22 protein-coding genes and 1 tRNA gene are annotated in these 21081 nt (G+C 71.0%); 10 read left to right on the top strand and 13 right to left on the bottom strand.

What is annotated here, in order from left to right; all coding sequences use genetic code 11:
• Nucleotides 1-70 precede the first annotated feature (70 nt).
• The 5 genes from DY218_RS31690 to DY218_RS31670 all read right to left on the bottom strand — a co-directional run bounded on the left by DY218_RS31690 (nt 71) and on the right by DY218_RS31670 (nt 5011).
• Nucleotides 71-1255 (bottom strand): NAD(P)/FAD-dependent oxidoreductase, encoded by a 1185-nt coding sequence (locus DY218_RS31690; protein ID WP_128559619.1) that lies wholly within the window; start codon nt 1253-1255, stop codon nt 71-73.
• Between the two features lie 59 nt (nt 1256-1314).
• Entirely contained in the window at nt 1315-2370 is a 1056-nt protein-coding gene (locus tag DY218_RS31685; RefSeq protein WP_199566915.1) for a MalY/PatB family protein, read from the bottom strand.
• Between the two features lie 128 nt (nt 2371-2498).
• Nucleotides 2499-3269, bottom strand: a complete 771-nt coding sequence (locus DY218_RS31680) for an amino acid ABC transporter ATP-binding protein (protein WP_128559617.1) — start codon at nt 3267-3269, stop codon at nt 2499-2501.
• Entirely contained in the window at nt 3262-4200 is a 939-nt protein-coding gene (locus DY218_RS31675) for an amino acid ABC transporter permease (protein ID WP_128559616.1), read from the bottom strand. Before DY218_RS31675 ends, DY218_RS31680 begins: the two co-directional genes overlap by 8 nt.
• Nucleotides 4187-5011: an ABC transporter substrate-binding protein gene (locus DY218_RS31670; RefSeq protein WP_128559615.1), complete on the bottom strand. Its 825-nt coding sequence runs from the start codon at nt 5009-5011 to the stop codon at nt 4187-4189. Before DY218_RS31670 ends, DY218_RS31675 begins: the two co-directional genes overlap by 14 nt.
• A gap of 263 nt (nt 5012-5274) precedes the next feature.
• Between DY218_RS31670 and DY218_RS31665 the strand changes: the two genes are divergently transcribed.
• Nucleotides 5275-6171: a LysR family transcriptional regulator gene (locus DY218_RS31665; protein WP_128559614.1), complete on the top strand. Its 897-nt coding sequence runs from the start codon at nt 5275-5277 to the stop codon at nt 6169-6171.
• A gap of 92 nt (nt 6172-6263) precedes the next feature.
• On the top strand, nt 6264-7253 hold the full coding sequence (locus DY218_RS31660) for an NAD-dependent epimerase/dehydratase family protein (protein WP_128559613.1): 990 nt from the start codon (nt 6264-6266) through the stop codon (nt 7251-7253).
• Between the two features lie 2 nt (nt 7254-7255).
• Here the strand turns inward: DY218_RS31660 and DY218_RS31655 are convergent, their stop codons facing one another.
• Together DY218_RS31655 and DY218_RS31650 are read right to left on the bottom strand one after the other, a co-directional pair.
• Complete coding sequence (locus DY218_RS31655; RefSeq protein WP_128559612.1) at nt 7256-8368, bottom strand: sensor histidine kinase; 1113 nt, start codon at nt 8366-8368, stop codon at nt 7256-7258.
• A gap of 2 nt (nt 8369-8370) precedes the next feature.
• Nucleotides 8371-9114: a response regulator transcription factor gene (locus DY218_RS31650; protein WP_128559611.1), complete on the bottom strand. Its 744-nt coding sequence runs from the start codon at nt 9112-9114 to the stop codon at nt 8371-8373.
• 114 nt (nt 9115-9228) lie between these two features.
• On the opposite strand from DY218_RS31650, the gene DY218_RS31645 reads away from it, so the two are divergent.
• Genes DY218_RS31645 through DY218_RS31635 form a run of 3 tightly spaced genes read left to right on the top strand, consistent with a single transcriptional unit; the run spans nt 9229 to nt 11326 of the window.
• Nucleotides 9229-9948: a glycosyltransferase family 2 protein gene (locus DY218_RS31645; RefSeq protein WP_128559610.1), complete on the top strand. Its 720-nt coding sequence runs from the start codon at nt 9229-9231 to the stop codon at nt 9946-9948.
• Nucleotides 9945-10559, top strand: coding sequence for a TIGR04282 family arsenosugar biosynthesis glycosyltransferase (locus tag DY218_RS31640; RefSeq protein WP_128559609.1), 615 nt, complete (start codon nt 9945-9947; stop codon nt 10557-10559). Before DY218_RS31645 ends, DY218_RS31640 begins: the two co-directional genes overlap by 4 nt.
• Nucleotides 10556-11326, top strand: coding sequence for a class I SAM-dependent methyltransferase (locus DY218_RS31635; RefSeq protein ID WP_128559608.1), 771 nt, complete (start codon nt 10556-10558; stop codon nt 11324-11326). The genes DY218_RS31640 and DY218_RS31635 overlap by 4 nt, the downstream gene beginning before the upstream one ends.
• Nucleotides 11327-11669: 343 nt before the next feature.
• Here the strand turns inward: DY218_RS31635 and DY218_RS31625 are convergent, their stop codons facing one another.
• Nucleotides 11670-12917, bottom strand: coding sequence for a molybdopterin-dependent oxidoreductase (locus DY218_RS31625; RefSeq protein WP_128559607.1), 1248 nt, complete (start codon nt 12915-12917; stop codon nt 11670-11672).
• Nucleotides 12918-12998: 81 nt separating this feature from the next.
• Here DY218_RS31625 and DY218_RS31620 point away from each other — a divergent pair, with 81 nt between their 5' ends.
• On the top strand, nt 12999-14369 hold the full coding sequence (locus DY218_RS31620; RefSeq protein ID WP_128559606.1) for a hypothetical protein: 1371 nt from the start codon (nt 12999-13001) through the stop codon (nt 14367-14369).
• On the opposite strand, the gene DY218_RS34675 is transcribed toward DY218_RS31620, so the two are convergent.
• Both DY218_RS34675 and DY218_RS31610 read right to left on the bottom strand, forming a co-directional pair.
• Nucleotides 14356-14529, bottom strand: a complete 174-nt coding sequence (locus DY218_RS34675; protein WP_199566923.1) for a hypothetical protein — start codon at nt 14527-14529, stop codon at nt 14356-14358. The two genes, DY218_RS31620 and DY218_RS34675, sit on opposite strands and share 14 nt — an antisense overlap.
• Before the next feature lie 144 nt (nt 14530-14673).
• A tRNA-Pro gene (locus DY218_RS31610) sits at nt 14674-14750 on the bottom strand.
• 244 nt (nt 14751-14994) lie between these two features.
• Between DY218_RS31610 and DY218_RS34400 the strand changes: the two genes are divergently transcribed.
• The 4 genes from DY218_RS34400 (at nt 14995) to DY218_RS31590 (ending at nt 18183) form a co-directional block, all read left to right on the top strand.
• Nucleotides 14995-15381, top strand: a complete 387-nt coding sequence (locus DY218_RS34400; protein ID WP_158574177.1) for a DUF309 domain-containing protein — start codon at nt 14995-14997, stop codon at nt 15379-15381.
• 138 nt (nt 15382-15519) lie between these two features.
• Complete coding sequence (locus DY218_RS31600) at nt 15520-16458, top strand: carbohydrate kinase family protein (RefSeq protein ID WP_128559604.1); 939 nt, start codon at nt 15520-15522, stop codon at nt 16456-16458.
• 64 nt (nt 16459-16522) lie between these two features.
• Nucleotides 16523-17332, top strand: coding sequence for an SAM-dependent methyltransferase (locus tag DY218_RS31595; protein WP_128559603.1), 810 nt, complete (start codon nt 16523-16525; stop codon nt 17330-17332).
• 101 nt (nt 17333-17433) lie between these two features.
• Nucleotides 17434-18183, top strand: a complete 750-nt coding sequence (locus DY218_RS31590) for a chitinase (RefSeq protein WP_407703710.1) — start codon at nt 17434-17436, stop codon at nt 18181-18183.
• 48 nt (nt 18184-18231) lie between these two features.
• Here DY218_RS31590 and DY218_RS31585 read toward each other — a convergent pair whose 3' ends face one another.
• The 3 genes from DY218_RS31585 to DY218_RS31575 all read right to left on the bottom strand — a co-directional run bounded on the left by DY218_RS31585 (nt 18232) and on the right by DY218_RS31575 (nt 21078).
• Nucleotides 18232-18519 (bottom strand): YiaA/YiaB family inner membrane protein, encoded by a 288-nt coding sequence (locus DY218_RS31585; protein WP_128559601.1) that lies wholly within the window; start codon nt 18517-18519, stop codon nt 18232-18234.
• 44 nt (nt 18520-18563) lie between these two features.
• Nucleotides 18564-20390 (bottom strand): sugar-binding domain-containing protein, encoded by a 1827-nt coding sequence (locus tag DY218_RS31580; protein ID WP_128559600.1) that lies wholly within the window; start codon nt 20388-20390, stop codon nt 18564-18566.
• Nucleotides 20391-20463: 73 nt separating this feature from the next.
• Nucleotides 20464-21078 carry a hypothetical protein gene (locus tag DY218_RS31575; RefSeq protein ID WP_128559599.1) on the bottom strand — a complete coding sequence of 205 codons (615 nt, stop codon included), beginning with the start codon at nt 21076-21078 and terminating at the stop codon, nt 20464-20466.
• Nucleotides 21079-21081: the final 3 nt, after the last annotated feature.

The raw sequence follows: 21081 nt of genomic DNA, 5'->3' as shown, positions 1-21081 counted from the left end.
CCCTAACCGGAGCTCGGCACGGGTCATTCGCCCACTCCTGGGAGGCCCGAGGGGCTGGACGATCAGGTGGCTATTGCGCCGCGGGATAGTGCAGCGTCGCGAACTTGGGGAAGTCCGCGACGGTCCTGCCCACGAGCCGATCGGGGGCGTAGTCGTGGAGCAGTGGCGAACGCGCGCCGTCGAGCAGTTCGGTGCTGACGAGCCGGCCGAGCAGCGGTGCCAGGGTGATCCCGCTGTGGGTGGCCACGAGGTACACCCGCGCGGCATCGGTGACGAACCCGACCGCGGGCAGCCCGTCGGCCGGGCGCGCACGCTGGCCGACGGCGATCCGCTCGATCCGCGCGCCCGCGGTGTTGTCGAACAGGCGGTGCAGCCGCGCCAGCATCTCCTGACCGATCAGCCCGGTGGTGTCGGCCTGGTACGCGGGATCTGCCCGGTGGTCCAGGTCCGGTGTCTGCAGCAGCAGACGGCCGCCTCCGTCGGGCCGCACATTCAACTCGGGTGTGATGAGGTTCGAACTCAACTGCACATACTGAGGGTCGGTGGAGCCGAGGAACCCGCAGGCGAACTTGTTGGGCAGGTCCGGATCGATCATGGCGAACTGCTTGCCGAGCGTCTTCATCATCGACTCGCTCCACCGCCCGACGGCGCTGACCACGAAGTCGCCCCGCCAGGTCTCTCCGGTACTCAGGTGCAGGGTCACGCCGCTGCTGTCCTCGACGACGTCCAGAACATCGACCGGGGCGCGCAGCTCCGCGCCGTTGGCCTTGGCCTCCGACCACAGGCGCGCGAGCAGCACGCTCGGGGCGAGGTAACCCTCGCTGGGAAAGTGCACGATCTCCGAGGAGCGGGGGTGGATGCGCAGCTCCGGGATCCTGGCCCTGAGTTCGTCGGTGGTGGCCTTGCGTACGGGATAGCCGGCGTCGGTCAGTCGCTGGACCCGCTGCTGCAGACGCTCGGCGACCTCCGGCTTCGTCGTCCATTCATATGTGCCGGTCTGCATGTACCACTGTGCCTCGGAGGTCGACGTGCGCTGCAGCTCCTCGTGCTCCCGCATGCCCGCCAGGTTCAACTCGTGGTACGAATCAGGGGACTTGCCGTTCGAGTTGACCCAGGCGAACGTGCCCGAGCTGGTGCCGGATCCGATCCGGTTGCGCTCGTGGATCGTCACCCGGGCGCCGGCCAGTGACAGGGACCGGGCGATGGACAGTCCGACAACTCCCGCCCCGATGACGGCGATCGACGGTCGGTTCACAGTGAGCTCGCTTTCTGGGTGTGCGTGCATGAAGCGGTGCGTGACACATGCCGCTTTGTTCAGGGGGACTCGAGGGACTTGCCCATTGCCCTGAGCATCTGCTCGAGAATGTGGGCGGGGGTGGCGAAGTTGACTCGTACGAAGCCCTCTCCGGCGGCTCCGCAGAGTCGGCCGTCGGCGACCGAGACCCCCGCCTGTTCCAGGAAGTGCGTGCCGGGGCTCGAGTCGAGGCCCAGCGCACGGCAGTCCAGCCAGGCGAGGTACGTACCGTCGGGTGCGGACCAGCGGACTCCGGGGAGATGCGCCTCGATCAGTTCGCCGAGCAGCCGGCGGTTGCTGTCGAGGTGGTGCATGACCTCGGCCAGCCACGGTGCCCCGTCGCGGTAGGCGGTGATCGTCGCTTCCGCGCCCAGGTTCGATGCTCCGCGCGAGGCGCTGTGACGGATGCCCCTCCAGGCCGCGTGGTCCTCGCTGCCGAGGACCAGTTGTGCGCACTTGAGGCCCGGGATGTTCCATGCCTTGGACGCCGAGGTGGCCGTGATCGTGTGCCGGTCGGTGTGTTCGCCGAGTGGGGCGTAGCAGTGGTGCCGACTGCCCGGGTAGATGAGCGGCGCGTGGATCTCGTCGGCGAAGACGCGTGCTCCGTGGCGTTCCACGAGATCGGCGAGCGCGCGGAGTTCCGATTCTTCGTACACCTTGCCGATCGGGTTGTGCGGATTGCACAGAACGACCAGTCCGGCGCCCGCGGCGAGCGCTGCGGCGATCCGCTCCAGGTCCAGTTGCCACGTGCCTTCCTGCTCGCGCAGGTCCACCTGGACCACGGCTCGGTGCAGCCGCGTCGGTACGGTCAGGAAGGGCATGTAGGCCGGGGTGAGCACCACGACGGGTGATCCCGGTGGAGTGAAGTGCTCGATGGTGGTTTCCAGCCCCACGATCACGTCTCCCACGGCGCACACTCGCCCCGGGTCGACATCCCAGCCGTACGAGGTCCCCTGGTACTGCGCAGTGGCTCGACGCAGCCGGTCGTCCAGGTCAGGTGGGAAATAGCCGAGGTCGCCTCGCCGGACGGCTTCCACCAGTGCGGCTCTGATCGGCTCGGCCAGGCCGAAGTCCATCTCGGCGACTGATGCCCCCAGAGCGCCGGGGACCCGGCACCACTTCGCACTCCCGCGGTGTGCAAGGTCCGCCGGGGTGAGGGAGGCCAGCCGTGCACGGTCCAACGAGCGCGTCGACTGCTGCGCCATCAGTGGCTCACGCTCGCGAAGAAGCGCCGTGCCCGCTCGGTGGTGGGGTTCAGGAGGATGTCCTGCGGCGGTCCGGACTCGATGATCCGCCCGTCCTCCATCATCACGACCTCGTCCGCGATGTCGCGGGCGAAGGCGAGTTCATGGGTCACGATCAGCATCGTGAAGCCCTCCTCGGCCAGTTCCTTGATGACTGCGAGCACCTCGGCGACGAGCTCGGCGTCGAGGGCACTGGTGGGTTCGTCGAAGAGCAGCACGCTCGGTTTCATCGCCAGTGCCCGAGCGATGGCGACTCTCTGCTGCTGGCCTCCGGAGAGTTCGGCAGGATAGTGATCGACCCGGTCGGCCAGGCCCACCCGGGTCAGTAGCTCATGTGCCTGGTGCCGTGCCTCGGACCGGCCGACGCGCAGGACCTCGACCGGTCCGAGCGCGACGTTCTCCGTGGCGGTCAGCTGTGGGATGAGGTTGAAGCTCTGGAAGACCATGCCGAAGTTGACTACCTGACGGCGTGCCACCTTCTTCGGGACGGGCCTGCGGTGATCGCCGCTGCGGGTGAAGCCGAGCATCTCGCCCCGGAGGTAGACGGCCCCGCCGTCCAGCCGCTCCAGCAGGTTGACCGTACGCAGCAATGTGCTCTTGCCCGACCCGGACGGGCCGACGAGACAGGTCACCGTGCCGGCCCGCAAGGTGAGACTCACACCGTCGAGCGCGACGAAGTCACCGAACCGCTTCTCCACGTCGCGCAGCCTCAACAGTGGTTGCTCAGTCATGCCGCTCCTCCTGTCCCACCGTGTCCGCGGACACCGCGCTCTTGACCACCCGGCGGTTGAAGCCGCGGCCGAAGCGCTTCTCCAGGCGTGACTGCCCGAGCATCGCCAGACTGGTCAGGACGAGGTACCAGATGACGGCGACGGTGAGCATCGGAATGGTCTTGAAGTTCTGCGAATAGACGAGTTGCACGGTCGTCAGGAGCTCCACGTACCCGATCACCGACACCAGCGAGGTGTTCTTGAACATCGTCACGACCTCGTTGGCCAGCGACGGTGTGATCACGCGGATGATCTGCGGACCCACCACCTTGGTGTACGTCTGCCACGCGGAGAGTCCGAGTGAGTGGGAGGCCTCGAACTGGCCCTGGTGGACGGAGAGCACACCCCCGCGGAAGATCTCGGCCGAATAGGCCCCGAGGTACGCGGAGAGCCCGATGACCGCCGCCGAGAACTGCGAGATCACCTGATTCGTGGGTACCTCGAAGAACGGGTCCGCGAACGGCAGGCCCAGGCTGAGGGTCGGCATCAGGGCGGCGAGGAAGTAGACGAACAGGATGAGGACGAGCCCGGGTGTCGCGCGGATGATCCACACGTACACGGCCGCCATCGCCCGCAGCACGGCGAAGCCCGACAGACGGAGTGCGGCGACGACCAGACCGAGCACAAGGCCCGCGGCCGTGGACACGACCGTGATCAGGATGGTGTTCAGGAGTCCGGACACCACGCGTCGGCTGAAGAGCCAGGAACCGATCGTCGGCCAGTCCCAGTGCGGATTGAGGACGACGAACCGGAAGGCCAGCACGAGTACGACGGCGCCCACCGCGTAACTCAGCCAGTGCGCCAGCCTCTTGGGGTCGCGGATCGGCAGGGTGTGCAGTGCGGTTTCGTCGCCGGTGGCGGCGCTGGGCTCGAGCGTCTCATGCGTGCTCATCGGCGGGCCCCTTGTTCAGGGACATGTCCGGCAGCTCGTAGTCCGTCAGTCCGTAGTCCTTCAGGAGCTTCCGGTAGATGCCGTTCTCCACGCACTTGCGCAGAGCCGCGCGCAGGGCGTCCCGCAGTTCGGTGTCCTGCTTGTTGACGCCGACGCCGTAGGGACCCGAGATCTCCCGGTACAGCTCCTTGTACCGCTTCGGATTCTTCTCCGCGTTGTACGAGATGGACGGTGCGTCGCCCCACGCCGTGTCGATCTGGCCGCTCTGCACCGCGAGAATGGCCGCGTTGATGTCCTGGAAGGCAGTGCCGGTCACCCGCTTCGCGCCGGCCTCGGCGCAGTGCTCGGCGGCCGCCGCGACGAGGTCCTGCTGTACGTTCCCGCGCACGTAGCCGACGGAGAGCCCGCAGAGCTTCTTGGGGGTGAGCTCGTCCTGCGGGAGGGAGGTGGCTCCGAGGATGGCGGTGCCGGTCTGCAGGTAGTCGATGAAGTCCGTCTTCTCCCGACGGTCCGCGAGGTCGTTGATGGACAGGATGACATCGAACCGGCGGGCTTCGAGGCCGGGGATGAGGGCATCGAAGGAGGTCTGCTTCATGACGACGTCCAGACCCATCAACTTCCCCGCCGCCGTGACCAGTTCCGGGGTGAATCCCGTGATGTCCCCGGAGTCGTCGACGAACTTGATCGGCGGCGACGACGGGTTGACCGCGGCGGTGAATGAACCCCGCTTCGCGATCTCCCGGGGGACCATGGCAGCGATCTCCGGATCGCGATCCACCGTCGCGACCAGGTCTTCGGTTCCCTTTCCCACACCTCCTTCGGCGCCGTCATCGGGATTGGCGCACCCGGCCGGCGCGCTCACGCACAGGACGGCGAGCGCGATCCCTGTGATCGATCCCTTGCGCAGCGGTGTTCCCACAACGTTCCTCCTGGTCGGTCAGTCGTACGTGTAAGGGACTCCTGTCTTCCGCTCGCCTCGAGCGGTGGTGCGTACGTTTCGGTCATCACAGCTTCGACGAGCGCCGAGTACTTCGGTAGGCCGAATCCTTCTACCTCTGGCATTAGCCTGGTGCTATGCCTTCACCGTCGTTGGAGATCATGGATCTCGAAGTGTTCTCGGCGATCGCACGCCTCGGCAGCTTCAATGCCGCGGCCGTGGAACTGCGGCTGGCCGCACCCTCGGTCAGCAATCGGATCGCCGCGCTGGAACGTCGACTCGGCACCACCCTGTTCGTACGCGGGGCACGCGGCAGCACACTGACACCGGCCGGACAACGCCTCATGGGGTACGCGCGGCGGTGCCTCGACCTGCTGGACGAGGCCGTGCACAGCCTCGACACGGGGACACCGGAGCGCCTTGTACTGGCCGCCCCGAACAGCTTCGCCGCCACGGTCTTCCCGCTGGCCTTCAGCGCGTTGGACGGGCTGGACATCGCCGTGCACGGACGTGTGGCGCACAGCAGGGAAGTCGTGGAGCAGGTGCGCGACGGCAGCGCACACGGTGGCTTTCTGCTCACCCAGGTGGCGACGGGATCGCTGAGGTCGGAGCGGCTGGGGACGTCGCCGATGGTCGCGGTGTGCGGGCCGGACCATCGTCTGGGCGACGCGACCGAGCTCACCCCGGACGACCTCGTGGGCAGCACGCTCGTCGTCTACCGCTGGGATGCGGAGGGCGAGCCGCTTGCGGCGATCTTCAACCACCCGGAACGACGTCGCAACATCCCCGTGCACACCACGGGTTCACCCGAGGCCGCGATCCGGTGCGCCATCGGCTCCGGCCACGTCGCGGTGGTCCCACGCTTCGCCACTCGCACCTTCGAACGCTCCGGACGTATCCGTCTGCTGCCGGTGAGACTGCCCCCATGGAGCGTGGAACTCCGTTTCGTGTACTTGGCAGCACATACCGAGAACCCCGGAGTGGCGGCCCTCCTCGACTCCCTGCCCCGGCTCCGTGACGCGTTGTGCGACTGATCGGCCTGCGCTCCGGTGGGAGGTATGACGGTCCGGTGACGTGTGGCGGCTGCGCCCCCGCGCACGGGCCGCCCCCGGTCTAGCGTGGCGGCATGCGTGTACTGGTCACCGGCGGTGCCGGGTTCATCGGGTCCCATGTCGTCGAGGCGCTCACGGCGCGGGGGCACGATCCTGTGGTGTTCGACCGGCGGGACCGGCCGGGCGCCGATGTGCGGGAACCGGCGGCGGTCGCGCGGGCGTTGGACGGCGTGGACGCCGTGTGTCATCAGGCGGCCAAGGTGGGCCTCGGCGACGGGGTCGCCGACGCCGCGGACTATGTCGCGCACAATGCCTTGGGGACCGCCGTGCTCCTGTCCGCCATGGCCGCGGCGGGCGTCGGGCGTCTCGTCCTCGCCGGGTCGATGGTCGTCTACGGCGAGGGGCACTACGCGTGCCCGCGGCACGGCACCGTACGGCCCGGGCCGCGTGCCGTGCGCGACCTGGAGGCGGGGCGCTACGAGCCCAAGTGCCCTGTGTGCGGAAGCGAGTTGGCCACGGGTCCGGTGGCGGAGGACGCGGCGGCCGACCCGCGGAACGTCTACGCCACCACGAAGCTCACGCAGGAGCAGCTGGCCGCGGCGTGGGCGCGCAGCGAGGGCGGTACGGCGGTGTCGTTGCGCTATCACAACGTCTACGGGCCCCGGATGCCGCGGGACACCCCGTACGCCGGCGTCGCCTCCTTCTTCCGCTCGGCGCTGGCCCGGGGCGAGGCCCCGCGGGTGTTCGAGGACGGGCGGCAGCGGCGGGACTTCGTCCACGTACGGGATGTGGCGGCGGCCAACGTGGCGGCGCTCGAGGCCGATACGGGCCGCGGCGCCCTGACCGCGTACAACGCGGGCAGCGGGGTGCCGCACACCGTCGGGGAGCTCGCCGGGGCCCTCGCCGAGGCCTGCGGCGGGCCCGCGCCCGTCGTCACCGGCGAGTACCGGCTGGGAGACGTCCGGCACATCACCGCCGATTCGTCGCGGCTGCGGGACGAGTTGGGGTGGAAGCCCGAGGTGTCCTTCGAGGACGGGATGCAGGAGTTCGCACGCGGGCGGTGACGCTACGGTGCGGCGGGCAGCGTCACCTCGAAGCGGCAGCCGCCCGGGATGTTGCGGACCGAGGCCCTGCCCTGGTGGGCCTCGACGATGCCGCGGACGATGGCCAGGCCGAGTCCCGCTCCGGCGGGTGGAGTTCGGGCATCGCTGCCGCGCCAGCCGGTGTCGAAGACGCGGGCGAGGTCCTCGTCGGGGATGCCGCCGCAGCCGTCGGTGACGGAGACGACCACCGCCCCTTCGGCCGATCGCTCGGCGGCCACGGCGACCGTGCCGTCGGCCGGGGTCCGGCGGATCGCGTTGACGAGGAGATTGCCGAGGACTCGGCTCATCTCCTTGCCGTCGACCTCGACCGGCACGGGTTCGACATGGTCGCCGACGAGTCGTACGCCGTGTTCGCGCGCGAGGGGGTCGGCCCCGGCGAGGGCGTCGCCGACGAGGTCGTAGAGGGAGATCCGGGCCGGGCTCAAGGGCAGTGCGCCCGCGTGGATGCGGGAGAGTTCGAAGAGGTCGCCGACCATGCCGTTGAGGCGGTCGACCTCGGTGCGCATCCGGGTGAGATAGCGGCCGGGGTCGGCGGCCACACCGTCCTCCAGGGCCTCCGCCATGGCACGCAGGCCGGCCAGCGGGGTGCGCAGGTCGTGCGAGATCCAGGCGACCAGCTCCCTGCGGGAGGTCTCCAGGGCGCGTTCGCGGCTCCTGGACGCCGCAAGTCTGGCGCTCGTCGCGGCCAGCTCCCGGCTCAGCTCCTCGAGTTCGGCCGTCGCCGGGACGTCCGGGGCCGCGAAGTCGCCGTCGTCCCCGAACGAGCGTGTGGCGACGGCGAGTTCACGGCTGCGGGCGACGACCCGGCGGCCGAGCAGGAGGGCGGTGGCGAGCGAGGCGACCGCCGCCATCGCCACCACCGTGGTGACGACGGTCAGGTCGTGCGGGGACAGGAACATCGCCCAGGCCACGGCGAGGGTGCCCGCGAGCATGGCGACCACCCCGACGGCCGAGACGACCGCAAGGGACACGGTGAGCGAACGGCGGCGCAGCAGACGCAGCGCGACCGCACCTGCGAGGCCCGAGGCGGCGGCGCCGGCGAAGGCGTAGAGGGCGATGAGGACGTTGTCGCGCATCGTCACCCCTCCCCTGCGACCGCTCGGGTGTCGGGTTCGAAGCGGTAGCCCACTCCCCATACGGTCCGGATGAGATGCGGGCGCGCCGGGTCCGCCTCGACCTTGCCGCGCAGACGTCGGATGTGGACGGTGACGGTCGACAGGTCGCCGAACTCCCACCCCCACACCTCGCGCATCAGGTCCTCTCGACTGAACGCCCTTCCGGGGTGCCGCAGGAAGAACGCAAGGAGGTCGAACTCCCGGAGCGTGAGGGCCAGTTCGGTCCCGTCGCGGGTGGCGCGACGGGCGGCCGGGTCGACGGTGAGGCCCGCGGCACTCACCGGGCGCCGGTCGGAGTCCGGGCGGACCCGGCGCAGCACGGACTCCACGCGCAGGACGAGCTCTCGGGGGCTGAAGGGCTTCGTCACATAGTCGTCGGCGCCGACCTCCAGACCGAGCACGCGGTCGTCCTCGTCCCCGCGCGCGGTCAGCATGATCACCGGTACGGGGCCGCGGGCACGTATCCGCCGGCACACCTCGAGGCCGTCCATGCCGGGCAGCATCAGATCGAGCACCACGAGGTCCGGGCGGCGGGCGTCCGCGCGGGCCAGGGCGGTGGGGCCGTCGTCGGCGCGGTCGACGGTGTATCCGGCACGCTCCAGGTATCCCGTGACGACTTCGGCGACGGTCGGGTCGTCGTCGACGACCAGGACCCGGGCCGCTCCTTCGGAGGCCGGGGGCCTCGGGGGCTCGTATGACTGGTGCATTCCCACAGCGTGACACCCCTGCGGCACCAGGGCGGGCTTCAGGTCCCCCGGCGCTGTGGACGTCCGTGTTTCGTAAGGAGCACGCGTCCTATATGTCCGTTCTCCGCTCGTAGGGTGAAAGCCGTGACAACCCCACCACCCACGGTCGACGTGGTCCTGCCCTGCCTCGACGAGGCCGAGGCCCTCCCCTGGGTCCTCGCCCGCATCCCTGACGGCTGGAGCGCGCTCGTCGTCGACAACGGATCCACGGACGGCTCGGCCGAAGTCGCCCGGCGCCTGGGCGCCCGGGTCGTGCGCGAACCGAGGCGCGGCTTCGGCTCCGCATGCGCCGCCGGTCTTGCGGCCTCCACTGCCGACTTCGTGTGCTTCTGCGACTGCGACGCCTCGTTGGACCCGGCGCAGCTGATCCCCTTCGTCGACGAGGTACGAGCCGGCAGCAGCGATCTGGTACTCGGAAGGCGCCGCCCCGCGGGGCGTGGCGCCTGGCCGGCTCATGCCCAGGTCGGCAACCGGGTACTCGCCCGCATGGTGCGCCGCCGGACCGGTACCGCCCTGCACGACCTCGGACCGCTGCGGGCCGCCCGCCGCGAGGCGCTGCTCGGGCTCGGCCTCACCGACCGGCGCAGCGGATACCCCCTGCAGATGGTGGTCCGGGCCGCCGACGCGGGATGGCGCATCACCGAGCACGACGTGCCCTACCTGCCGCGCACCGGAGCCTCAAAGGTGACCGGGACGTGGCGCGGCACCTGGAACGCGGTGCGCGACATGCGCCGGGTGCTCGCCGAGCCGCCCACCCCGCCGCAGAGCTCCTCGCCGGAAGGACGCAGCCGTTGACCACGCTCCTCGTGATCGCCAAGGAACCGCGTCCCGGACGCGTCAAGACCCGGCTCACCCCGCCGTACACGCCACGGCAGGCCGCGGAGCTCGCCGAAGCAGCGCTCACCGACACGCTGCGCACGGTCGCCGCGACGCCCGCCGATCGGCGTGTGCTCGCCCTGGACGGAGCGCCCGGACCCTGGCTGCCGCCCGGCTTCGATGTCGTACCGCAATGCTCGGGCGGCCTCGACGCTCGTCTCGCGGACGCCTTCGCCGGCTGCGAGGGGCCCACGCTCCTCATCGGCATGGACACGCCGCAGGTCACGCCGGAGCTCCTGGACGTGGACTTCGAGGGCTGCGACGCCTGGTTCGGGCCCGCTCTTGACGGCGGCTTCTGGGCACTCGGGCTCTTGGCACCCGACCCGGAACTGCTGCGCGGTGTAGCGATGTCGACACCGGTGACCGGTGCCGCCCAGCGGGCACGCCTCGTCGCCGCCGGTCTGCGCGTACGAGATCTGCCGCTGCTGCGGGATGTGGACACCGCCGAGGACGCGGCGGCCGTCGCCACGCTCGCGCCCGGTGGTCTCTTCGCGGCCCGCCTGGCCGAGTGCGCGGCGGTACGCCGATGAGCGCGCCGGTGGACACGGCCGCGCCCTGGGCGTCGGCCGACCCGTATGCGCTCGCACTGCGCTCGGGTCGGGGCCCGCTGTTCCTGCGCCGCACCGACGGCTGGCTGCTGCCGCTCGAGGTGGAACGGTGGTGTGCGCGCGCCGACGCGGTGGACCGCGCCGTCCTGGCACGCTGCGAGGGCGCCGTCCTCGACGTGGGCTGTGGCCCGGGCCGGCTGGTCGCCGAGCTCGCCGCGCTCGGCCGCACGGCACTCGGCATCGATGTCAGCGAGGCCGCCGTCGACCGCACCGCACGCCTCGGCGGCCCGGCCCTGCACCGCTCCGTCTTCGATCCGCTGCCAGGTGAGGGGCGCTGGGACACCGTGCTCCTCATGGACGGCAACATCGGTATCGGGGGCGACCCGCACGCCCTTCTGCGGCGGGTCCGCCAACTCCTCTCCCCCGACGGCCTGTTGATCGCCGAGACCGCGCCGGTGGAAGTCGACGAACGCGCCGAGGTGCAGGTCGTCGACCTGGCGAACGCCCAGGGGAAGGGCCGCCCGTTCCCCTGGGCGCGACTCGGCACCGAGGCCCTGTCGCGGTACGCGAGGCGGGCCGGCCTCGTACCGGTCGCTCAGTGGACGGCCGGCGGCCGGCGCTTCGCCGCCCTGCGCTGTCGCAGCACCGACACGGCGAGCAGCAGCGCACTGCCGCCGAAGAGCACCGCGGTGATGAGCAGCCAGCGGGGCAGGAACCCGTCGGCCGACATCCCGGTGGCCGACCGGTAGCGGTCGGCGGTCATCCCGCTGATCAGCGGGAACCAGACGACCAGCAGCAGAAGGGACAGCGCGGCCGGGACCCGCATATAGCCGGCCCGCTCCCTGCGGCCGGCGGCCCCGGCCGCCGCGAGCAGCGCCCGGTCCGCGGCGGCGTACAGCGGCAGCAGTACGAGATCGTGCAGCAGCGCCGCGCCCACGATCCACAGCACGACACCGAACCAGTCGTCGGCGAGCAGCCGCACGCCGGCGTAGGCGGCGAGCGCGAACGAGCAGGCGAGGAGCAGGAGTTGGAAGCGGCTGCCGAGCGGAATCCGGGGCAGCCCGATACGGCTGTCGCTGATGCTTCGCATGGTCACAGCCTTCCGAACGTCAGCCGGGCGACCCACTTGGTGTTCAGCACACCGGGCGCCGCCGGGACGATGATCCGTGCCGGGTAGCCGTGATCCGGGGACAGCCGCGCGCCGTTGACGTAGAGGGCGAGCAGGGAGCGCGGGTCCGCGACCTGACGGGAGCTCAGGGCCGCGTGCCGGAACGCGCCTTGACGTTGCAGCGACTCGACGTGGAGGTCCGGCGGGTCGCCGTCGTCGTGGCCGACGAGCTGTGCCAGGTCGCGAAGCCGTACACCCCGCCACCGCTGGTCGGACGTCGACCAGCCCTCCACGCAGGCGATCGGCAACTCGGCACTGTGCAGCGCCAGTTGTTCGAGATCACCGCGCCGGAGGCGGACTGTCCCGGTGCGCCCGGTAACGGTCAGACGCCAAGCCTCCGCATCGGTGTCGGCCGCGCGGATGCCTGCGTGGGCGGCGGTCTTGTTGATCTGGAAGCCGTTCGGTCCGCTGCCCGGTTCGGCGCCGCCGTGCGGGGCGAGCAGGGCCGTGTGCCGCAGTCCGTCGAAACTTCGCCCCGCGGTTGTGGCGAACAGCAGGGCCGAACCGCCGCCCACGAACCAGAGGGCGCCACGTCGCGAGAAGGTCGGCGGAGCGGGGTCCGGTGCCGTCAACTCCCCCTGCCCATCGGCCTCTTCACCGTCCTTCATGGCTCGCAGATTGCGCAGCGCGATCGGCGTCTTCAGGGCCGCGTGCACGAGGAACGCCGCGAAGAAGACCCAGGCGCCGTAGAAGTGCAAGGGGTAGAAGGATCCGGGGAAGAGGTAGTCGAGCTGGACGTTGAGGACACCCGTGACGAACTCGAACAGTCCTCCGCCGACGAGCAGGAGCAACGAGACCCGCTCAAGGCCGTGGACGACCGAGCGGACCGGCGGCAGCGCGAACAGCCTGGGCACCACCGACCACAGCTTGGCGAGCAGCACCGGGATCAGGGTGATCCCGAGCGTGACGTGCACGCCCTGGGTGAGCCGGTACAGCCAGTGCGGATCCGTCGGCCAGGAGAACAGATAGAAACCGAGCAGCCCCTTGTCGGGAGTCTTGTCATTCACCGGCGCCAGGCCCGGGTTGTACGCCGCGTAGGAGAGCAGCCCCGTCACGAACAGCACGGTGACGCCGACGAGCAGGACGAGGCCGAGCACCGAGGTGAACCGGCGGCCGCGCACCGGACTGCGCCAGAACCGTGGCGAGGTGGGAAGACGGGAGATGTCGCGCATGCTGCGACGGTAGGCCCGGACCCGTCCGGAATCGGCGGCGCGACCCATGACGAAACGCTGACGTCCGGACCCGGCGCGGCCATGGCGGGGCGCGCCCGATCTAGCGTTTCGACTGTGAACCGCACCGAACCCGCCGCCGGCCGCCGCGACCTGTACGCGGCCTCGGCCGCCGCGCTTCTCGTCGTGGCCGCGGTACTGATCGGCCGGCACATCGAGGGCACACACCACACGCTGCGCGTCAACTGGCCTCCGCTGTACGCCGAATGGATGCCCCACATCGGCCCGGGCACCCCGGCGGCGCTCGCGGTGGCGGTCGCCGTCGTGACGTACGGCCCCCGCGTCGCCGCGACCCTGCGCTGGCGGCTCCTGCTCTTGGCGGCGTGGGGGACGTCGTTCGCCTGGATCCTCAGCCTCGCCATGATCGACGACTGGCACCGAGGCATCGCCATACGGCTCACCACCAAGTACGAGTATCTGCAGGTCATCGACCGCTTCCAGGACATCCCGGCGACCCTGCGCAGCTACACGCAGCACATCCTCATCGACTCCCCCGACCCCTGGCCCGCCCACACCGCGGGCCATCCGCCGGCGGCGCCACTCACCTTCGTACTGCTCGACCGCATCGGGCTCGGCGGCGGCGGATGGGCCGGCCTGTGGTGCATCGTCACGGGCGCAGCCGCCTGCATGGCGGTCCTTACGGCCGTACGGGCGCTGGCGAGCGAGGAGTTGGCGCGGCGGGCGGCGCCGTTCCTCGTCCTGGCCCCCGCCGCCGTCTGGATGGGCGCCTCCGCCGATGCCTACTTCGCGGCCGTCGCCGCCTGGGCCGTCGCCCTCCTCGCCCTCGCCGCGACCGGCCGGTCCCTGTGGTGGGCCGCGGGCTCCGGCCTGCTGTTCGGCCTGACCTGCTATCTGTCGTACGGTCTCACCCTCTTCGCCGTCCTCGTGGCGGCGGTGCTGCTGCTCGGGCGGGTGTGGAGACGCCCGCTGCTCCTCGCCCCGCTGCTCGCCGGCTGCGCCGTCGTCCCGGCCGCGTTCACCGTCATCGGGTTCAACTGGTGGGAGGGCTACGACCTGTTGGTGACCCGCTACTACCAGGGCGCGGGCGGCATCCGCCCGTACAGCTACTGGGTGTGGGCGAATCTCGCCTGCGCCGTACTGACGGTCGGCCCGGCCACGGTCGCGGGCCTGCGCCGAGCAGGCGCGGAGCTCCTCCCGCGCCCCCGGCTCACCACACCCGGCGTACGCCTCGCCCTCCTCGCGCTCGCCGCCCTCGGGGCCCTGCTGGCGGCCGACCTCTCCGGAATGAGCAAGGCGGAGACCGAACGCATCTGGCTGCCGTTCACCATGTGGCTCCTCGCGGCGGGCGGTCTCCTGCCCCGCCCCCGCCCCTGGCTGACCGCCCAGGCCGCCCTGGCCCTCACCGTCAACCATCTGCTGTTCACGGGTTGGTGAGAAGCACAGCGAAGCCCCTCCAGAGCGGGCTCGCCCTGGGGACACGGCCCAGTGCCGGGCGCAGGAGCGGTGTCTGGCGGGTCAGGAAGTCCCACAGTTGGTCGGCGACCGGCCCGCGCGGGCGGTCGCGTCTGCGGGCGGCCGCGAGATCCTCGATCACGCCGGTCGGGGTCCTGGATGCCGTGCCGACTTCCTCACAGCACGGTCCTGAGGCTGCGGCCGCCGGCTCCCGTGCGGACGGCACCCAGAGCGCCGAAAGGGCCATCCGAAGATGGCCCTCGAGTCGCCGGAAGATCCGGCGTCATGGTCGGGACGGCGGGATTTGAACCCACGACCCCTTGACCCCCAGTCAAGTGCGCTACCAAGCTGCGCCACGTCCCGCGACCTGGCGCGGGGCGTCCCGTGCAGGTGCTTCGGCAAGCCTACATCACCGTGGAACAGGTGGTTTGCCGGCCGTCGGGTGGACAATGCAGAGGTGAACGACTCTGCTGCGAACCGCTCGTCGAAGGCACCGCAAGTCCCCGGTGGGCCGCCCACCGGGCGGGATCGGGACGATGAGGGGCGGGCCAGGAACGCGCGGCCCCGGGACGGGCTCGGGCGCCCCCTCCCCTACGGTGTGCCCGGTGTGGAGCGGCAGCCGGAGGGCGTGGTGCGCGGTCCCTTCGAGACGTTGGCCGAGGCGCAGGAGTTGCTCGATGCGGGCAGGCCGTTCCATGCGCACGAGGTGTTCGAGGATGCCTGGAAGTCGGGGCCCGAGGAGGAGCGTGCGCTGTGGCGGGGGCTCGCCCAGCTCGCCGTGGGGCTGACGCATGCGGCGCGCGGGAACGCGACGGGCGGGGCGCGGCTGCTGCGCCGGGGGGCCGGCGCGATCGACGAAGCGGGGGCGCGGTACGGGATCGACGTCCCGGGGCTCGTTCGGTGGGCGTCGGAGCTCGCGGAGGACACCGAGCAGGGGGTCGAGGTGGATCCGGCCGCCTGTGCTCCGCGTCTGGTGGCGGCTGCGGACGGCTGACCGAAACGCCCGCTGTCGTGCCCGATGCAGGTCCGAAGGGCCATGTGGTGCCGGAAGGCGGCAAGATCTGAGAGTGTGCGGGACGGGGACGCCCCCGGCCCGCCAGTACTTCCGTACGTACCCTCGAGAGGACCCCACGTGATCGTCGTTGCCGGTGAGGCGCTGATCGACCTGGTGCCCGAGACGGCCGGCGCCGCAACCGCCCCGTTGCTGCCGGCGCGCGGCGGTGGGCCGTACAACACGGCCGTCGCGCTCGCGCGGCTCGGTTCCCGCGCCGCCTTCTGCTCCCGTGTCTCCGACGACGCCTTCGGCGCGTCCCTGTACGAGCGGCTCCGCGAGGAGAACGTGGATGTGGGCCTGGTGCAGCGAGGGCCCGAGCCGACCACGCTCGCCCTCGCCGCTGTCGCGGCGGACGGTTCGGCCGCGTACAGCTTCTACTGCGAGGGGACCGCGGACCGGCTCTTCGAGGTCCCGGGTGAACTGCCCGCCGACACCCGGGCGTTGTCGTTCGGCACCTGTTCCCTGGTGCTCGAGCCGGGGGCGAGTGCGTACGAGGAGCTGATGCGGCGGGAGGCGACGCGCGGCCGTTTCGTCGCCCTGGATCCCAACATCCGGGCGGGGCTGATTCCGGACGCGGACGCCTATCGGGAGCGGTTCCGCGGCTGGCTGCCGTCGGTCTCGCTGCTCAAGCTGAGCGAGGAGGACGCCGACTGGCTGGGGAACGACATCGACGCATGGCTGGCCGCGGGACCGGCGGCCGTGGTGGTCACCCGGGGCGGCGACGGACTCACCGCACACACGAAGTCGGGCGAGAGCCACCGGGTGCCGGGCGAGCGGGTCCGGGTCGCGGACACCATCGGCGCCGGGGACACGGTCAATGCGGCGCTGCTGCACACCCTCGAGCAGCGCGACCTGCTCTCCGCCGGGGCGCTGGCCGCGCTGCCCGGTGACGTCTGGCGCGAGGTGCTCGGCTTCGCCGCCCGGGCCGCGGCGATCACCTGCTCCCGACCTGGTGCGGAGCCTCCGTACGCCCACGAGGTGCCGGACGCGGCCGGCGCGGGCCCGGGAGCCCACTGACCCGGCGGCCCGACGACTCCCGGACGTACACTCGAACTCCCGCCGCCACCGAGGGAGTTGACGTATGACCGAAACGTCCGGGAGCAGCCACCGGATCGACACCAGCACGCCCCACCCCGCCCGGGTGTACGACTGGTATCTCGGTGGCAAGGACAACTACCCGGCGGACGAGGAGCTGGGGCGCCGGATCGCGACGTTCGAGCCGACCGCCAAGTACGGCGCCCAGCACAACCGTTGGTTCATGCATCGCGCCACCAGGCACCTCGCGGGACAGGCCGGCATACGGCAGTTCCTGGACATCGGCACCGGGATCCCCACGGAGCCCAATCTCCATCAGGTCGCCCAGTCGATCACGCCCAAGGCCCGGGTGGTCTACGGCGACAACGATCCGATCGTGCTCGCACACGCGGCGGCCCTGCTGCGCGGCACACCCGAGGGTGTCACCGAGTATCTGCAGGTGGACGTCCGCGAACCGGACCGGATCATCGAACTCGCCGCGAAAGTACTGGACTTCGACCAGCCGGTGGCCGTGTCCCTGATCGCGGTGCTGCACTTCGTCACGGACGAGGACGGCGCCTACGAGACGGTGCGACGCCTGATGGACGCGGTGCCGCCCGGCAGCCACCTGGCGCTGACCCTGCTCGCCTCGGACTTCGATCCGGAGCGCACCCGGGAGGCGGTGGAGATGTACAAGGCGGGCGGGGTGACGCTGGTGCCGCGCACCCGCGACGAGTTCGGACGGTTCTTCGCCGGCCTCGAGCTGGTCGAGCCCGGAATCGTATGGCTGCCGGACTGGCGCCCCGACCTCGCGGTGGACGAGGTGCGGGACGGTTCGGCGGTGCCGCTGTACGCGGGAGTCGCGCGCAAGGGCTGAGCGCTCGGGCGTCCTCGGGGCCGAGTCCCGGAGGACGGCGCGATGCCTTGACATGCTCTGCACAATGGTATGGACCTATCCGATCCAGGAGTGAGGTACCCGTGCCCGCAACACCGCAGAGCCGACCCCGAACCGGCCGGTTCACCGCCCGACTGGCCGCCCTCGCCGTCGTGTTCGGCCTCGCCTTCGCCGTACTGCCGAGCGGTGCGACCGCCGCGCCCGAGCACCGCCCCGCTCGATTCCCGGTCAGCGAGCGGCAGTTCGAGCGGATGTTCCCGGAGCGGGACGCGTTCTTCACATACGACGGGCTGGTGGCGGCCGCCGCGGAGTTCCCCGCCTTCGCGCGGACGGGCGGCACGGTGACCCGCCGTCAGGAGGCGGCCGCCTTCCTCGCCCAGGTCAGCCATGAGACGGGCGGGCTGCGCTATGTGGTCGCGCAGGACGAGTCCACGTATCCGATCTTCTGCGACGACACCCAGCCGTACGGGTGCCCGGCCGGGAACGACGCCTACTACGGGCGCGGGGCGATCATGCTGAGCTGGAACTTCAACTACCAGGCGGCGGGTGACGCACTCGGCCTCGACCTGCTCAACAACCCCTGGCTGGTCGAGCAGGATCCCGAGGTGGCCTGGCTGACCGCGCTCTGGTACTGGAACACCCAGACCGGCCAGTCGACGATGACCGGTCATCAGGCGATGGTCCGCAAGGCCGGCTTCGGCGAGACGATCCGGGCGCTCAACGGACCGGAGTGCGACGGCGGCAGCCCCGAGCAGGTCGCCCACCGGGTGGATCTGTACCGCCAGTTCACCCGCCTGCTGCACACGCCACCCGGTCGGGCGCTGAGCTGCTGAGCGCGGACGGCGCGTGAGGGGGGTACGGGCAAGGGGCCCGTACCCCCCTCACACCTTCTGGAACGGATCGTGCTCGGCGAGGAGCTTGTCGATCCTGGCCTGGTCCACCCGGCTGACGATCTGGCCCGCTTCCTGCCGGTCCCTGATGACCTTGGCGAGGGTGAACGCCGAGGTGGTCAGGTAGAGCACGGCGATGCCGAGGAAGCCGCGGACCCAGGCATCGGCATCGAGCTTGGCGATGCCGACGGTGACGGCCGCGAGTGCGACTCCGAAGGAGGCGACGGCCTGCCCGTAGTACGCCGCCGTGTTCTGCTGCTTGACCTGTGTCTCACTCATGGACACAGGGTGGCGGCCGCGCGGCTCCTGTCACATGGGTCCGGCTACTCAGGCGCGTACTCACTTCGTGCCTGAGCACGGGTGCGGGTCAGGATGGCGCGCAGCTCGGCCGGCGGGAGCTTGGGCCGGCGTTCGGCGGTCAGCAGCCCGTTGGTCTCCTGTTCCGTGTCGGTGAGTTGGGTGTAGCAGAAGCCCGCGAGACCGGAGTCGACGGCGGCGTCCACCAGGGAGCGGAGCCGCTCGGCGAAGTCGGCCTCGGTGGCCACGGTGTCGTAGCCGAACCACTCGGCGCCGTCGGCGGGTTCGAAGGTGGCGCCGCCGAACTCGCTGAGTACGACGGGCTGTCCGGTGTGGCGTGCGCCGTCGAGGGTGAACCGCTTGGCGCCGGGCCACTGTTCGACGATCTCGCCGCGGCGCAGGCCGGTGTGGCCGTAGCGCTCGCGCAGGACCCGGGCGTGCTGTGTGTAGTCGTGGACGCCCCAGATGTCGGCCGCGGACACCTCCCAGCCGTCGTTCGACACAGCGGGCCTCGACGGGTCGAGGGACTTGGTCAGGTGGTAGAGGGCGTCCATGAAGTGCCGCTGCTCCGGGACGGTCGCCGGATTCGGGACGGACCAGGACTCGTTGAGCGGGATCCAGGCGACGATGGACGGGTGGCTGAGGTCGCGGGCGATCGCCTCGGTCCATTCGGCGACCACCCGCTCCACCGTCCGGGTGCCGAAGGCGTACGCGGACGGCATCTCCTCCCACAGCAGCAGGCCGATCCGGTCGGCCCAGTGGAGGAAGCGCGGGTCCTCGATCTTCTGGTGGATGCGCAGGCCGTTGAGCCCGATCTCCTTGGCGAGTTCGGCGTCGCGGCGCAGGTCCTCCTCGCCGGCCGCCAGATGGGAGTTGGGCCAGTAGCCCTGCTGGAGCGCGAAGCGCAGGAAGTACGGCTTGTGGTTGAGCAGGAAGACGCCGTCGTCCCAGCCGATGTCGCGCAGTCCGAGGTAGGAGGAGACGTGGTCGACGGTTTCGCCGGAGTCCGGGTCGCTCAGCACGACCGTCGCGTCGACGAGGTGCGGGTGCTCGGGGCTCCAGAGCAGCGCGTCGAGGTCCTGGCCGTTGCGCAGGGCCGGTATCGACACGTCGAAGTCGGTCTCTTGGCCCTCGGTGAGGGTGCGCTGTTCGGCGAGGACGCGGTCGCCGAGGGTGAGGCGGACCGTCAGGTGCAGCGGGTGCTGGGGCCAACGGTCGAGGCGGAGCCGGCAGCGTACGCGGGCGGCGGCCACATCGGGCGTCCAGTGCAGCCGGGTGACGTGGTGGTCGGGGACGTCCTCGAGCCACACCGGCTGCCAGATGCCGGAGGTGCGGTGGTACCAGATGACGTGCGGGTCGCGGTGCCAGTCCTGTTTGCCGCGCGGCTGGGTGGCGTCCTGCGGCTGGTCCTCGGTCCTGACCACCACGACATGGTCGCCGTCCCGGTCGACGACATCGGTGAGGTCGCAGCTGAACCCCGTGTGGCCGCCCTCGTGCCGGCCGACCGGTCGTCCGTCCACCCACACCTCGGCGCGGTGGTCGACGGCGCCGAAGTGCAGCAGCAGCCGGCGTCCGCGGGGCGGGGCGATCATCGGGACGGTGCGGCGGTACCAGAGCACGGGGTGGAAGTCGGTGTCGCCCACGCCCGAGGCCTTGCTCTCGGGCGGGTAGGGCACGGTGATGGTGCGGGTGAACGGTGCGGTGACATCCGGGTCCATCCAGCGTCCGGCGCGACCGCGGTCGGCGTCGTCGTGCGCGAACTGCCAGCTGCCGCTCAGGTCGAGCCAGTCGGGGTCACGCACGAGCTGCGGCCGCGGGTGGCCCGCGACGTCCAGGTGAGTGGTGGTCGTCATTCGGGGAACTCCGGTGGTTTCAGGGGGTGTTCGGTGTTCAGCGGTTCGGTGTCCGGGTTCGAGCCGGTCCGGGTCAGGATGACTTCCGGCGGGGTGTCCGGCGCAGGTCCACCACGGTGGCGGCGAAGGCGAGCGGTCCCGGAAGCAGCGGGAGCAGCAGCGGCGTCGACCAGGCGATGAGGGCGGCGAGCAGCACGGCGGCGGCAAGCAGAAGGGCGCCCATCAGGTCGGCCGAGCACCTCGACAGCGCCTTGCCCAACGAGAGTTGATGAGGTTCGTCCAGTGCCGTGGCACGCAGCCCGACGACGGCGGCGCCGAGCGCCAGCAGGGCAAGAGCGGGTGCGACCACCCGTGCGCCGGGCAGTCCGCTGCGTACCAGCGCCGCGTCGGTCAGCAGGACGAGGAACAGTACGGGCAGGGCAAGGCCGGCGACGAGCGTGCGGGGCGAGAGCAGATCCCTCAAGTGCCCTGTGTATGTGCCCACTTTGATCTGCAGGCCGTCCCCGGCCGTCTGCCGCAGGGTCGCCGAGGCCGCGGCGAATGCGGCCGGCACCGTGACGACCGGCAGACAGGCCAGGGTGGTCAGCACGCCCACCAGCAGCATGTCGGCGAAGAGGGTGAAGCCTGGCCCGAAGACCTCGCCGGGCTCCCGGCGTGCACCGCGGGTCGCGGCCGATGCCTGTGCCATGAC

The organism is Streptomyces triticagri (assembly GCF_003429565.1).
GTDB classification, from domain to species: domain Bacteria; phylum Actinomycetota; class Actinomycetes; order Streptomycetales; family Streptomycetaceae; genus Streptomyces; species Streptomyces triticagri.
The sequence above is the reverse complement of the archived record's forward strand: the minus strand, read 5'-3'. Positions and strand labels throughout refer to the sequence as shown.

What these genes read in the sequence shown, in the direction of transcription:
- DY218_RS31635 (WP_128559608.1), top strand. Translation starts at nt 10,556, where the DNA reads ATGAGCGCGCCGGTGGACACGGCCGCGCCCTGGGCGTCGGCCGACCCG.
- DY218_RS31675 (WP_128559616.1), bottom strand. Translation starts at nt 4,200, where the DNA reads ATGAGCACGCATGAGACGCTCGAGCCCAGCGCCGCCACCGGCGACGAA.
- DY218_RS31680 (WP_128559617.1), bottom strand. Translation starts at nt 3,269, where the DNA reads ATGACTGAGCAACCACTGTTGAGGCTGCGCGACGTGGAGAAGCGGTTC.
- DY218_RS31650 (WP_128559611.1), bottom strand. Translation starts at nt 9,114, where the DNA reads ATGCACCAGTCATACGAGCCCCCGAGGCCCCCGGCCTCCGAAGGAGCG.
- DY218_RS31585 (WP_128559601.1), bottom strand. Translation starts at nt 18,519, where the DNA reads ATGAGTGAGACACAGGTCAAGCAGCAGAACACGGCGGCGTACTACGGG.
- DY218_RS31595 (WP_128559603.1), top strand. Translation starts at nt 16,523, where the DNA reads ATGACCGAAACGTCCGGGAGCAGCCACCGGATCGACACCAGCACGCCC.
- DY218_RS31580 (WP_128559600.1), bottom strand. Translation starts at nt 20,390, where the DNA reads ATGACGACCACCACTCACCTGGACGTCGCGGGCCACCCGCGGCCGCAG.
- DY218_RS31655 (WP_128559612.1), bottom strand. Translation starts at nt 8,368, where the DNA reads ATGCGCGACAACGTCCTCATCGCCCTCTACGCCTTCGCCGGCGCCGCC.
- DY218_RS31660 (WP_128559613.1), top strand. Translation starts at nt 6,264, where the DNA reads ATGCGTGTACTGGTCACCGGCGGTGCCGGGTTCATCGGGTCCCATGTC.
- DY218_RS31625 (WP_128559607.1), bottom strand. Translation starts at nt 12,917, where the DNA reads ATGCGCGACATCTCCCGTCTTCCCACCTCGCCACGGTTCTGGCGCAGT.
- DY218_RS31575 (WP_128559599.1), bottom strand. Translation starts at nt 21,078, where the DNA reads ATGGCACAGGCATCGGCCGCGACCCGCGGTGCACGCCGGGAGCCCGGC.
- DY218_RS31665 (WP_128559614.1), top strand. Translation starts at nt 5,275, where the DNA reads ATGCCTTCACCGTCGTTGGAGATCATGGATCTCGAAGTGTTCTCGGCG.
- DY218_RS31620 (WP_128559606.1), top strand. Translation starts at nt 12,999, where the DNA reads ATGGCGGGGCGCGCCCGATCTAGCGTTTCGACTGTGAACCGCACCGAA.
- DY218_RS31685 (WP_199566915.1), bottom strand. Translation starts at nt 2,370, where the DNA reads ATGGACTTCGGCCTGGCCGAGCCGATCAGAGCCGCACTGGTGGAAGCC.